We start from the raw sequence: 13,335 nt of genomic DNA, 5'->3' as shown, positions 1-13,335 counted from the left end.
TGTTTGTATTTGTATAATAGCACCCGTCTATCGGATAAATTTCTGAAATTTCAAGAATTTCTTATAAGATTTTAAGGAGTGTGCCAGGGTTCGTTTCAACAACTGAATCCAAGCAAGCTGGACAAGAACTTGTTCTAATAAAATAAAAAAAGCCGCTAAAATAGCGACTTTCAAATGGCGTTATATTCTTATTCCTTATTGATATGACTGGGTTTCATTAGGGGATCTATACTTCTCCCCAAAACATTTCAGTTTCATAGTCGAATGCAACAGTACCCTCTTGATTATTTTTATCAAATAAATTTCGCAGTGCTGATATCATAGGATCGTAATTTGCATGCCCTGGTGCAGGGCTATAGGAAGATGATAGCAACCTGCCTTTCAATCCTTCGAAATCGAACTCCTGACTCATTCTGAATCGCATTTCATGCATTGAACCTTCCTTGAAAAAAGAGAGCAGCATCGTTTGAGAGATATTTTTATGATTAACTTTTTGGTAGTCGGTTCCATATGTATGGAGCAGTTGATTGTATTCTTCACGAAACGGAGTACCGTGTGTAAGACGTGAATTCCAGATGAGTATTACTCTCCCGCCAGGCCGTAGGATTCTGCGAAACTCGATTTGGGCTGCGGATTGATCGAACCAGTGGAATGCCTGAGCACAGACAATAAAATCAACCGACTGATCAGGTAATCCCGTAGATTCTGCAGAACCTGCTATACTCACGAATTGCGGACTACTTTTTAACGTTTGCTCGGCGGCTTCCCGCATAGCCTGATTTGGCTCGACCGCTATTACATAGCTTCCGCGTTCCAGAAGTAGTTTTGAGATGATCCCAGTACCTGAACCGATGTCTGATATGGTACTGTTCGCACGTAAACCGACGACATCGTACATATAGTCAATAGCCTCTTTTGGATAGCTCGGGCGGTATTTCAAGTACGAATCGACCCGACTCGTAAATCGTTCTCTATTGTTCATCGATCGTCACGCTCCCATCAATATTTTTCTGGTCCATGAGCTGCGCTTATCTTGGCTGTATTGATCATTGATTATATAATCCCTAATACATTCATCGGAATGGATTCCTCCTAAGTAGAAATAGCGGTGGCATATATGACTTTTTGATTGTGTCCATTACGTACATCTTCATATTGCCTTATGAAAAGAAAAGACCCCATATGGAGTCTTTTCTGTCGATGATTAACGCATCGCTCAAAGCATTCGTTATAAGAGACAACTACCTTACTTCTCCGATGGGAGCGGTGTAAAGAGCAGATTGACCGGCAGGTTGCTTCCTGGCGCGGCTGAGAACAGAATCGTTACGCTCTCTCCGATTGATCCGGTGCGGTAAAGAACGCTTTGTTCACTTGAATTGGCAACGGCAACGTTGCCTTCGGCAATCGATACCAACTGGTTGTTCACCAGCGCTACTCCGGAGTACTTCCCTCCACGAGGGTTAAAGGAGATAAGCGTACGCGGTGCAACATTGGTCAGCGTGATTTTGTACAATACGCCGAAATTACCCGCGTTGGATGCGTCTGTGTAAGCCATCGGATCTGTTCCTACCAGATTGGGATCGCTTGAATTGTCACCAAGTGGCAGACGAGCCGGTTTGAGTCCCACGTGCTCATCGTACTTTATGATGCGAGTTGCGTTCGGGTACGTCCCCCGGTTATGCACTCCGTCACGATCAAGCACGGGAAGCAATGGTAACGCTTCGAACGGATCTTTATTTTCTTCCACCAGGATAACGTTATAGTCTAAGGAATAATCACTATATGCATCCGAATAGAGAGAGATGACTTGTCCTTCTTTCATCGGCGTTTTATTAAGTTCGGTCAAAATCAATTTGCTTTCCCCAGGTTGAAGGTACTCTTTCTTTTGATCCGCTCCGGTCTGAATCGACTTGAACCATTTATCAATAGACAATTTCCCGGCTACAGTAGCATACGGTGTAGGTCCAGCAAAGCCCATATTCTGCTGTTCGAATAGAGCCGGATTCGGATTGTTATTGGTGGCAATCACATACATTTTTACTCGTTTGCCTGTATTGTTCACGTGGTGAATCATGAAACGGGTCTGTCCCGAAGATGATTCTTTATACACAATGCCTTCCGTATTCACCGTTTCCGGGCTGTTACTACGGATCAACAAACTTGGCTCATCCATATACGTATACGGCACTTTCTCCATTGTGGTCACTTCACCGCCGTTAAAGGTGAATTTCTGTCCTACTGGCGTGAAGAGTAAATTGAAGTCGGTAAATGAATATAAGGTCTCATTGGTTATGGTGATCACCTTGGAGTACGTGTTTGTAGCGCCATGATTATCAGTAACCGTAAGTGTTACCGTTTTTGGACCCGGTTCAAAGAAAGCAAGTGAATTGTTCTCCCACACAGCTTTGACAATATTATTTTCATCATCTGTGCTTTGGTCGGTGTATGTTATTTTTTCGCCCATTTTATATTGTTCTTTATCCGTGGCAAACATGGCTACAGGAGGAAGATTAGGAGTCATAACTTCAATGGTAATCGAGTAAGGATCACTCCATTGGCCGTTGGCATCCTGTACTTGATATGAAATCGTATATGTACCTGCTTGATCAAATGAATCCTGGCGACCTGTCCAGCGTTCGTCAACGATATCCAATCCATTGGGTGAACTGTTTGAAGTTACGTAGTCCACTGTATCGCCTGCAAAGATTTCCTTTTGGGTAATGGTGAAGCTTGCAACAGGTTTCGTATTCAGATTCAGCACAACCGTCTTGGCTGACTGATTCACTTTATAGGTGATGTTCAGGGCTTGAGTGATGGAAGTTAACGGCACCATGAACGTATTTTTTTGCTGATAAGCAGGGCCTTTCATCGTTCTGGTCTCTCCATTTACCGTGTAGTCCTTGCTGTTCGTCTTGAATCGGAGTTCATCGTCACCACTAATAATGATGGTTTCCTTGGTTTTGTTATCGTATTTGACCCCGTACCCCACACGGTCAACCAGCGCACGAATGGCAACATAGGATACACCGTTTTTGACAGCCATGGGCTGGCCAGCAAGATACGTTTTTCCATCCTGCTCCATTTTGTTGCTATTCATGTATAACGTCAGATTACCACCTGCTGCTACAGGAGACGTCCCGTCAATGGATGGTTGCTCTATTTCTGCTGGCGTAGCTGGCGTTTCAACCTTCTCAGGCACTTCCTCTTGAACCTCAGGTTTCGTGCCCGTTGCGTCAGTAGTGGCTTCTTCCCCATCCAATGCAGGTTTCTCACTATCTGTTTTAGTTGTTGCCTGATCGCCAGTCGAGGTTTTAGTTTCCTTGGCTTCAGAGGACGGAGTATTGATCGATTTGTTATTGCTCTCTGTCTTCACTTCACGCTCTGCAATCGGCTGCTCTTGTTTTAACACCTCTACGGATTCTACGTTTGCCGTGTTTACTGACGTGGTGTCACCTTGCTGTGTTGATTGCGCATTCACAGAACCAACTGCAAATGCCTGAAAAACGGCTAAAGCGGTAAAAATGGATAATTTCTTCTTCATATTCATGCGTTGTCTTTGGCTCCTTCTACTCTCTAGTTATTTATTTACAACCCCTCAAAAACTCATAGTATTAGACGCTAGATTCAGGGAAAAGTTTCTAAATCAATTGAAAATTATGGATTTTGCCAACGATCTTTCAAACTTTGGTTATAAGTTCTTGAATAAAAAGCCTCTTTTGAATAATCATCTTGATTCTGCACAACATAATCTATGTCTTTCTAGCAATCTATTGAACTATCTCACGTATGAAGCGAATATCCAACAAATTAAAAGAAAACTTACGGTTAAGGTGGAACCTGATAGCAAAATTGATGTGAGTCTCCGTCAACGCATAAAGTGCACCTCGTAGAATTTCATCGGATCAACCGTGGGTTAACCAATGTCCATTCTAATGGGTGCACTTCAAATAGTTTCGGACCTTATGATCTACTGTTCTTTAATTCCGTACTACAGGAATCCACATTTCACCATATACCAGACCGTTTTTCTGTCCCATTTCAACCGTTGTATTGGGTCCGCCAACATAGACGTAATCCTTTTCTGCGGGGAGAGCTTGACCAAAAGCAATGCCAGTAAGCATATTGCTGAGCGCTTCTGCCGTCTCTGCTTCGCCCTTCACAACCAGGTATTCTCCCTTAGGAAATTGGATCACTCTCGTTGCTTCTGGCAGAGATTCTTCTGTCATGACGCCAGCATAATGCATCATTTTGTTATTTACTGCTTCATTTACAGCAAAAATATAATCATTAGTAGCAAGGGACTTTAATGTGTCCAGGCTTCCATCCTCCCTCACGGTGGACCAAAAATCCGCCTTCTCTTTGTTGATGCCAGCATAGTCTGTGTAGTCGCTCTTAAGCTCCGTACCAATACCTAAAACGATAAAACTGTCTTTTTCTTCAAAATGATAATTACTCATTGCTACACCATCCTCTTTTAATTTTCAATTGATTTGTGTTTTCACTTGATGGGTTTATAATAACCTTAAATCATGTCAGAATATGATACTGTTTAGGGGGCCCAATGAAAAAAGTAGAACGCATTAATATCATCACGAGGTATATCAATAACCGAGCGCACTTTACCATTTCTGAAATCATGCGAGAATTTAATATTTCGCGTTCGACAGCCATTCGAGATATCAGAGAAATTGAAGCGATGGGAATGCCACTAGTCGCTGAAGTTGGGCGCGACGGGGGTTATTTTGTCATGAACAACTCCCTTCTGCCTACGGTCCGGTTTACCGATAATGAAATCAAAGCGTTATTCATTGCCTTTATGGCGACAAGAAATCAACAGCTTCCTTATCTGAAGAGTCGTCAATCTTTGGCTGAAAAATTGTTGGGCCTTATCTCAGAGAATCAGCAAGATGACCTTGTGCATCTGAATCAAATATTGCTTTTTGAGGGGACCAATCCCCATAATCCAGACTTGTTAGATCTGTCAGACCTGCCCCACCCTACCTTGGAGAAACTCATCCAAATTTTGCTTATCGAACGTTATTTGTTAGTTACTGTCCAAGAAGAGAAAAAAACAAAGTCCTATCCCATCGTGCTCTTACACCTTCATCATCAAAAAGGCCATTGGATCATTGAAGGTTTTGACTTGGAGGAAGAAAATAGACGAATCATATCTGTCGACAACCTCATCCGTGTAGAAGCATACCCAACGAAAAACAGACGGAGTACGAAAAAGATTGTAGAACAACTAAAACGAAATGCGCAGGAAGAGGTCATCAACCTTGTTCTGGAACTTGGCCCAAAGGCGATTGCCCAATATAAAAAGTACCATCCTTTAAAGTTTTCAATTGCCTATACGAATCCGTACCAAACTACAGCCCTTCTAAAGGCATTTATGAACGTTCATAACATAGACGAATTAACTGAAATCACCAATTGGTTGCTTTTTCTAGGCGAAGATATCAAAGTCAAGGAAGTTCCGGAGGAAGTCCTGAACGCTGTACAAGAGAGATTAAACCTATACCAGTTGAAGCAGTGAGCGCTCAGTACGAAAAACCAAAAAAAGCCGCTATGTTAGCGACTTGTAATGGAATCATATTCATTATGCCTCACGCCTCACGCCAATCCTTGGCGAGCTGTTCCTTCTATATTAAAAGTCAGCATTAGACTGGGCATGATTAGGTGTATGCTGCGAGATTTTTTTAACGAGTAGAAAATAAGTAACAATGGCAATGACACTGGTCATTAACAAAGTGAGTCCTAACGGGACGGCAGTGTCCTCACCTGCGATCCCGACCAGAGGAGCAACCAATGCACCCAGTAGAAAAGGAACAACGCCGAGCAGTGCTGCAGCACTTCCGGCCATCTTAGCTTGACTTTCCATAGCCAATGGGAATGCAGCTGTAGACGTAATACCGATTGAGCAAACGAAGAAGAACAATGGAATGACCAAAGCGAAAAGTGGACCATGAACCAAAGTTACCACCAAAGCCGCGACACTTGCTATTAAAGCAAGCCATAGCCCGGATAGTAGAAGCGTTTGCTCAGGGATACATTTGGCCAATCGACCCACAATTTGAGAACCGATGATCAAGCTGATTCCATTCGAAGCAAACAATATAGCAAATACTGTGGGCGTAACACCATATATATTTTGGTAAATAAAAGGTGTTCCTGCTACATAAGCAAAGACCCCTGCCGTCATGATTCCCTGTGCGAGCATATAGCCAACAAACGTGCGGTCACGCAGAAGCATTCTGTAATTACCCAATTGCTGTTTGAAGTCGGGAACCATACGTCTTTCGGCCGGGTGTGTTTCTTTTAAGCTCCACTTGGTCATGATCAATAAGAAAACTCCCAGGAATGAAAGCGAGATAAACACGCCAATCCATGTCGTGAAGGAAAGAATGCCACTTCCCGCAATCGGTGCTGCCAAAGGCCCCAAATTCCCTACAAGCAACAGCAAAGAGAAAAATTTAGTGAGTTCATGTCCACTATATAGATCTCTAGCTATCGCACGGGAAATGACAATTCCTGCTGATGCGGCAAATCCTTGCGTGAAACGAAACAAAATTAATAGTCCGATATTCGGAGCAAACGCACATGCCAAGGAACAAATAATGTAGGCTGCCATGCAGATCAACAATGGTCTCCGTCTACCGTACGCATCACTCAAAGGACCCATCACGAGTTGTCCTACACCTAGTCCTAACAAACAAGCAGTAAGACTAAATTGTACAAGTGATGCCGTTGTATTCATATTTTGTGCAATCTCCGGGAAAGCCGGTAAATACATATCAATCGTAAATGGACCTAATGTAGAAAATAAACCTAGTAGTATTGCGAGTCCAAAAACATTCCAATTCGTGCTCTTCGCCATGATAAATAAAATCTCCAATTCCTCATATAATTTTGCAAGCCTAATCGGAGTATAAGACATAGAGTTAACTGTAGGTCAAGTCTTGAGGTTACTAAAACAAAAAAAGCCGCTAATTAAGCGACTTTGGATGGAAGATTATTAAATTGTGTAACACTAATTAGAACCATTCGGAGGAATATTCCGGGATTGTTTGTTTCAGACACTATGTTTTTTTCGACAAACACTAATGATCGAAGGAGATAAAGGATTGAACGGTGTTTTATCCCAGTCCGAATATTGATTTTGGATAGAAAAGCCGTTGCTCGTCAATAAATCCTGAAGCGTTTCATTATCTATAAAGCGACATGCAATTCGAGTAATGGTTTTCTTCGATCCTCCCCAATCACGGAACGTGACCCAGTGCATAATCTGGTGACTTGTATCATACGTCTGTGTACCTGATACCTTGACTGTAATTCCATCTTTGTCAATAAACTCTCCCCAGGTGCTTTCCTCTTCGTTGGATAAATCGGTCCTTCATTATACCGGTTATTTCTAACTCTTACATAATCGCATGTACCCGATTATGTAATTTTGAATTTAAGTAGAGTATAGTAAGAGTGTTCAAAATATACTCTAGGAGGCTGCAGCCATGTCACAAAATATCTGGATTAACCTGCCGGTGAAAGACGTTGTGAAATCCACTACCTTTTTCAATGAGATTGGATTCCATGGGAAGAATGTTGGTAACGAGAGAGCCCAGCTTGTCATTGGCCAAACAACGATCATGCTGTTTCCAGATGCAGCGTTTGAGAAATTTACAGGTTCAAAAATCACAGATACTTCTCACAGCGCAGAAGTTATATTTTCCATTGGTGCTGACAGCAAAGAGGAAGTTGATGCTTTTATTCGAAAAGTAGAGATTGCCGGAGGAACCATCTTTGGCAAGCCGGGTGAAACGGATGGCTGGATGTATGGCGCAGGATTTGCCGACCTGGACGGTCACCGATGGAACCTGCTGTATATGGATGAGAGCAAAATGCCGAAGGGTAATTAAATTGTCGGTAACCTTTTTAAAATCACTGGCGTTGCAGCTTCCGATAGAATCATCATCTTGATCCTCGAACAACAAAGAATGATAACACCAACTAACCACTGTTTTAGCAGGTTGTTGTTATCATTCTTTGTTATTTTACCTATCTAATTACCACTCAGTAATCCTCGTTACTGTCTCCATTGCTTCACACACCTACTTCTCCTGCTCCTTGACCACTTGTTCGATCCCCAACAATATAAGCTTCAAGCCGAACTCGAACGCTCCGTCCGTTCCCATCACCTCAAACATACCGCTCTTATACATCCTGCTGAATATTCCAGCTTCCTTCTCACTCATGGCGTCCAGAAGGTGAATCATCTCTTCACCCTGAAGTTCCTCGTTGTCCTTAACAACAGCAGAGATATTACGCTGATGCTGGTAATTGTCCAGAACGAAGTAAAACACATAGTTCACAAGCGTGAGCACGGCCTGTAGTTTTTGTTCTTGCTCTAGTGGCGTCGATTCCATGCAGAGCAATATGCGGTTGGTGAACCGGATCATGTCCGGTTCGTGGGGTAGTGTCATCATCATGAGCTGGGTAGAACACGGGTATCGGCTGAGTACATTCCGTACAGTTATCGCAAGCCCTTCCATCTGTTCCTTCCAGTTCCCATCAGTCTGAAATTCATCCAAAATAATTTTGGATATCTGGTTGGCTAACCGTTGGTAAAGTGCCTGCTTGCTCTTGAAGTACCAATATAGAGATGGAGCCTGAATGCCCAGCTTGTCTGCCAAACGCCTCATGCTGAATTTTTCAATGCCCTCTTCTCCCAAAAGCTCCCATGAGGTTTCCAAAATCTTATCTTCCGAAATCTGAGGCTGTTGTTTTTTCATCGTTATCCGCCCTTTAATCTAACAGTGTAAGTTTATGCTTTACAGGTTCATAAGTTCATGATAACATCTAACACTGTAAGGTTCAATCTAACGGTGTTAGATTAAATCAAAAATTAATGATGAAAGTAGTGATCCACATGGATGCAGAAAACCTCCATTACTTTGAAAAAGCACCAATCGCCAAAGCTGTAGCTCACTTCGCTATCCCGATGATGCTGGGCACGTCAATGAGTGTCATCTATTCCATCTTGAATGCCTATTTCCTTGGTACATTGGGCAATACGGCCATGTTAACCGCGCTCGCCCTAACGTTGCCATTATTCGCAGTAATTATGGCGCTAGGCAACTTAATAGGCATAGGTAGCGGCACATTCATCTCTCGTTTGTTGGGTGAGAAAAAAGTGGATGATCTGAAGCATGTCTCTTCATTTGCCTTTTACAGCAGTTTAGTTCTTGGACTTATCGTACTAGCTGTTGGTCTCCCTTTGATCGGGCCTATTGTTCATGGGCTGGGGGCAACGCCCGACTCCTTCGGATTTACGAAAGAATATGTCACGATCATGCTTATCGGTTCTCCATTTGTCATCTTGTTTTTCACGTTGGAGAATATCGTGCGCTCAGAAGGTTCAGCAATCACGTCAATGATCGGCATGATGCTCAGTGTTGTGGTGAATATTATTCTTGATGCGCTATTCATCTTTGTGTTCCATTGGGGCGTGATTGGTGTCGCATCTGCAACAGTCATCTCCAACATGGTTGCAAGTGCATTCTACGCTTTCCAGATCAGTTATAAGAGCTCGTTCTTAACTGTCTCCTTGAAATGGTTCAAGGTTACCAAGGAGATTGTGAGCAATGTGTTCAAAATCGGAGTTCCCGTCTTTGTTATGAGTGTTTTCTTGGGTGCCATGTCGCTTATTCTTAACCTTTTTCTTGTCGAATATGGGGATCAGGCCATTGCAGGGTATGGGATTTCATCGCGTTTGTTGCAGTTTCCTGAGTTTATTCTGATGGGTCTGTGCGAGGGAGTCGTGCCGTTGATTGCCTTCTCATTTACAGCGAACAAATTACGCATGAAACAAACCATTGGATTCACGATTAAAACGATTCTGGCCCTGGCTGTCTTGTTCGGCGTTATCGTTTATCTGATTTCTGACCACTTGATTGGTTTATTTACGACTGATCCACAATTAATTGAAATGGGTAGCTACATTCTCCATGTGACCTTCTTATCCTTGTTTATTACAGGATTAACTTCGTTGTTTATTGGAATTTTCCAAGCTACAGCCCAAGGAACTGCCGCTTTTGTGATGTCCATCATTCAAGGAATTACGCTGATTCCTGTATTGTATATCGCGAATCAACTGAATGGATTTCATGGAGTGATCTGGTCACTTGTTATTGCGGATGCCGTCGCGTTTCTTGTAGGGGCCATCATGTTATATGCTTTGCGAACCAAATTACAGCCGGATATGGCACAATTGGTTCAGTAAATTTGCTGCTTGTATCAGAAAAAACCACGGTACCCATTTCGGTACCGTAGTTCAATAATGATCAATCTCTAATGGAGTTGTTTCATGTAAGATTTGAACTCTTCAGCGATCTCTTTATATTTCGTATGATGCAGGTAATGTGAACCTTCCATCGGGATCATCTTGCCCTGTGCAGACTGTTTCGCTTGCTCTTCGTGCAGCGGAATCCATTGTGGATTATGCTCGTTATTGGATTGAACGAATAGAAGCATTGGCATATCACGAGGGTAAGTGAGGTTTTCTCCATTTTTGAAATTGGAACCCAAGTGTTCCAGCTCATTGATCATTGTCGGATTAGTTGAGACTTGATTCGAGATCAACCTCATCTGTTCTCTGGTATGTTCGTCGTATGCAAGTGATGCATCTGAATCACCGCTTACTTTTGCAACTACTCTCATCAGCCCTGATTGTTTAAGAAATTTCATTAAGTTCAAAGGTAATTTAACATCCATCCCAGGTTGATTCGGAACACTGCTGTCGATCCCGACAAAAGCGGAAACTTCATCCGGATACGTGTTCACATACGTCGCTGCATATAGTCCCGTGATGGAATGGCCCATCAGAATGTAGCGGTTAATCCCAAGCTGTTGTACAGCTTCATGAACTTCACTGACGATATTCTCCGTTGTTCTCTCCGAATCGGTTTGGTCACTTAATCCATAACCGAAAGGTTCGATTGCTACAACTCTGTAATCAGAAGTTAATTCATCGATTAACAATTTGAAGTCAATCACTGGTGATGGGGTTCCTTGCCCAGGCAAAAGCACAATCGTTTGTTCACCACTGCCTTGAATGGATACATTCATTTTTTTTCCATCGACATTAACATATTGGCCATATGATTCAATTTTCTTTTTCTCAATCCCATTACTGATGGTATGAACAACAAACGTGATACCCATAAACAGCACCAGCGCGCCGACAATACCTCCAATTATTTTTAACCATAAGTTCCGTTTTTTGCGGCCCTTAGTCCCCGTTGTTGTTATATCCACTGTTTTTCCCACATCCATCTTCTCCTGTCTCTATATCTGTAGAGCCGCTCTTGCGGCATAGATATAGTGTAACCATGTAAGATGTCCCCTTCGTGACGGGAATATGAACGGAATATGAACTGCAAAAAAAGAGAACTGCTTGTTAGAGCAGTTCTCTTTAGGGTTTAGACCATTTTTAGTGGTCCAGGAATACAAGCTGAATGAAGAACAATACTGCAAAGATATAGAAGATTGGATGAACATCTTTACCTTTGCCACGAAGCAGCTTGAGTACTGGATAGAAGATAAAGCCTACGCCAATCCCTGTTGCAATACTATGCGTGAGCGGAGTAAGGATGATAATCAGGAAGGCAGGAAATGCTTCTTCGAGATCATCCCATTTGATTTTGCTGATAACGTTAATCATAAAGTAGCCAACAATGATCAGTGCCGGAGAAGTGATCGCCGGAATGCTTGAAATTACACTTACGATCGGTGTGAAGAACAACGTCAGAGCAAGAAGCACACTTACCGTTACCGCCGTCAGTCCCGTTCTTCCTCCTGCAGCCACCCCTGTGCTCGACTCGATGTAAGCTGAGGTTGGGCTTGTTCCGAGCAAAGCGCCACTGGTTGTTCCTACGGCATCTGCCAATAGTGCGCCACGCGAGCGTGGAAATTTACCTTCCTTCAGCAATCCTGCTTGTTCGGCAACGCCGAGCATCGTGCCCGTCGTATCAAACAGTGTGATCAGCAGGAATGTAAATATGATTGTATACAAGCCATTCGAGAATACACCTGCCAGATCCAGTTGCAAAGCCGTTGACGAGAGACCTTGCGGCATGGATACAATGGATTCCGGCATTTGGAATAGTCCCATGATCCAGGAAAGTATCGCTGTAACCACCATGCCGATGAACAGGTAACCCTTCACTTTGTAAGCCATCAGCACAACGGTAATAATCAATCCGATAATAGTCAGATAAGCCATTGGCTCAGCCAGGTTGCCGATTGTAATCAAATTCGATTCCGAATCGGCAATAATGCCGGCATTTTGAAGACCTACCGTTGTAATAAACAATCCGATCCCTGCGGTTATGGCATGTTTTAAGCTTGCAGGAATGGCATCTAGCAACATGTAACGGAATGAAGTAAGTGATAAAATAATAAACAAAATCCCTGCGATAAATACCGCTCCCAGTGCAACCTGCCAAGACACGCCATACCCGGCAACGACGCTATATGCAAAGAATGCGTTCAGTCCCATACCCGGCGCGATGACGATGGGATAATTGGACCATATGCCCATAATCAGGGTTCCGACAATACTTGCCAGTACCGTTGCTATGAATACTCCGTTAAAGTCCATGCCCGTGCTGCTAAGTATACCTGGGTTTACGATCACTATGTATACCATTGTAAAGAATGTTGTAATCCCCGCGATAATCTCTGTGGGAATGCTCGTACCTCTTTCTTTTAGTTTGAACCAATTGTCCATGCTAAAGCCAGCCTCCAACTTTCAATTTATACTCCAAGCTAAAAACAAAAAATCCTAATCTTCATATAGGATTGTATTATTAACGCTCCCATATTCGTCGTTAGGATTAAAGATTTAACAGCTATGCTCTATACGAAACATAAAAACGAAACATAAAGATACTCATCTCTGTTTTAACCTGAAGTCCATTGCGTATTCTAATTAAAATAACATGCAATGTCAACGATTTGATAATTTGTTCACAGTTATTTACGAACTATATCTACACTATATCTTATGTTCATTCGTTTTTTAGGATATAGTGTATACACTTAGCGCTCCATGTTTACAACATATAAAAAGACTGCCAGCAATGTTCACCGGCAGTCTTTCGTTTAATTCGTAGTAGGTTTCTCTTCATACTCGCTGGATAATTCTTTTAGCGATTTGATTTTACCATGGGGATGCTGTTCTTGCTTTCGTGACTTCCAGGCAGCTTCTTTTCGTTTCTTCTGGTCAGCCATAAAAGAGATCCTCCTCTGGAAACTGAGATGTGTACTACCTCTTTATGA

General features: G+C 42.7%; 11 protein-coding genes. 3 read left to right on the top strand and 8 right to left on the bottom strand.

Going from position 1 to position 13,335, the window contains the following annotated elements:
* Nucleotides 1–226: 226 nt before the first annotated feature.
* From MKZ12_RS15410 to MKZ12_RS15400, 3 genes are all read right to left on the bottom strand, one after another.
* On the bottom strand, nucleotides 227–982 hold the full coding sequence (locus MKZ12_RS15410; RefSeq protein WP_339255248.1) for a class I SAM-dependent methyltransferase: 756 nt from the start codon (nucleotides 980–982) through the stop codon (nucleotides 227–229).
* 264 nt (nucleotides 983–1,246) lie between these two features.
* A complete protein-coding gene (locus tag MKZ12_RS15405) occupies nucleotides 1,247–3,547 on the bottom strand; it encodes a stalk domain-containing protein (protein ID WP_339255246.1) in 2,301 nt (766 codons plus the stop codon).
* A gap of 430 nt (nucleotides 3,548–3,977) precedes the next feature.
* Complete coding sequence (locus MKZ12_RS15400; protein ID WP_339255244.1) at nucleotides 3,978–4,457, bottom strand: GyrI-like domain-containing protein; 480 nt, start codon at nucleotides 4,455–4,457, stop codon at nucleotides 3,978–3,980.
* Nucleotides 4,458–4,561: 104 nt separating this feature from the next.
* Here MKZ12_RS15400 and MKZ12_RS15395 point away from each other — a divergent pair, with 104 nt between their 5' ends.
* Complete coding sequence (locus MKZ12_RS15395) at nucleotides 4,562–5,536, top strand: HTH domain-containing protein (RefSeq protein ID WP_339255242.1); 975 nt, start codon at nucleotides 4,562–4,564, stop codon at nucleotides 5,534–5,536.
* Between the two features lie 111 nt (nucleotides 5,537–5,647).
* Here the strand turns inward: MKZ12_RS15395 and MKZ12_RS15390 are convergent, their stop codons facing one another.
* Nucleotides 5,648–6,877: a multidrug effflux MFS transporter gene (locus MKZ12_RS15390; RefSeq protein WP_339255240.1), complete on the bottom strand. Its 1,230-nt coding sequence runs from the start codon at nucleotides 6,875–6,877 to the stop codon at nucleotides 5,648–5,650.
* 631 nt (nucleotides 6,878–7,508) lie between these two features.
* Between MKZ12_RS15390 and MKZ12_RS15385 the strand changes: the two genes are divergently transcribed.
* Nucleotides 7,509–7,913, top strand: a complete 405-nt coding sequence (locus MKZ12_RS15385; RefSeq protein WP_339255238.1) for a VOC family protein — start codon at nucleotides 7,509–7,511, stop codon at nucleotides 7,911–7,913.
* Nucleotides 7,914–8,105: 192 nt separating this feature from the next.
* Here MKZ12_RS15385 and MKZ12_RS15380 read toward each other — a convergent pair whose 3' ends face one another.
* Nucleotides 8,106–8,786: a TetR/AcrR family transcriptional regulator C-terminal domain-containing protein gene (locus MKZ12_RS15380; RefSeq protein WP_339255236.1), complete on the bottom strand. Its 681-nt coding sequence runs from the start codon at nucleotides 8,784–8,786 to the stop codon at nucleotides 8,106–8,108.
* Between the two features lie 137 nt (nucleotides 8,787–8,923).
* Here MKZ12_RS15380 and MKZ12_RS15375 point away from each other — a divergent pair, with 137 nt between their 5' ends.
* A complete protein-coding gene (locus tag MKZ12_RS15375) occupies nucleotides 8,924–10,276 on the top strand; it encodes an MATE family efflux transporter (RefSeq protein ID WP_339255234.1) in 1,353 nt (450 codons plus the stop codon).
* Between the two features lie 68 nt (nucleotides 10,277–10,344).
* Here MKZ12_RS15375 and MKZ12_RS15370 read toward each other — a convergent pair whose 3' ends face one another.
* The 3 genes from MKZ12_RS15370 to MKZ12_RS15360 all read right to left on the bottom strand — a co-directional run bounded on the left by MKZ12_RS15370 (nucleotide 10,345) and on the right by MKZ12_RS15360 (nucleotide 13,287).
* Nucleotides 10,345–11,328 carry an alpha/beta hydrolase gene (locus MKZ12_RS15370; protein WP_339255232.1) on the bottom strand — a complete coding sequence of 328 codons (984 nt, stop codon included), beginning with the start codon at nucleotides 11,326–11,328 and terminating at the stop codon, nucleotides 10,345–10,347.
* A gap of 157 nt (nucleotides 11,329–11,485) precedes the next feature.
* The gene (locus MKZ12_RS15365; RefSeq protein WP_339242824.1) at nucleotides 11,486–12,784 is read right to left on the bottom strand and encodes an NCS2 family permease; all 1,299 of its coding nucleotides are present in this window, start codon (nucleotides 12,782–12,784) and stop codon (nucleotides 11,486–11,488) included.
* A 374-nt stretch (nucleotides 12,785–13,158) separates the two neighbouring features.
* A complete protein-coding gene (locus MKZ12_RS15360; protein ID WP_219845137.1) occupies nucleotides 13,159–13,287 on the bottom strand; it encodes a DUF6254 family protein in 129 nt (42 codons plus the stop codon).
* Nucleotides 13,288–13,335 lie beyond the last annotated feature (48 nt).

The sequence above is a fragment of the Paenibacillus sp. FSL R5-0713 genome, assembly GCF_037973325.1.
In the GTDB taxonomy this organism is placed as follows: Bacteria; Bacillota; Bacilli; order Paenibacillales; family Paenibacillaceae; genus Paenibacillus.
This window is presented reverse-complemented; position numbering and strand designations above follow the sequence as displayed.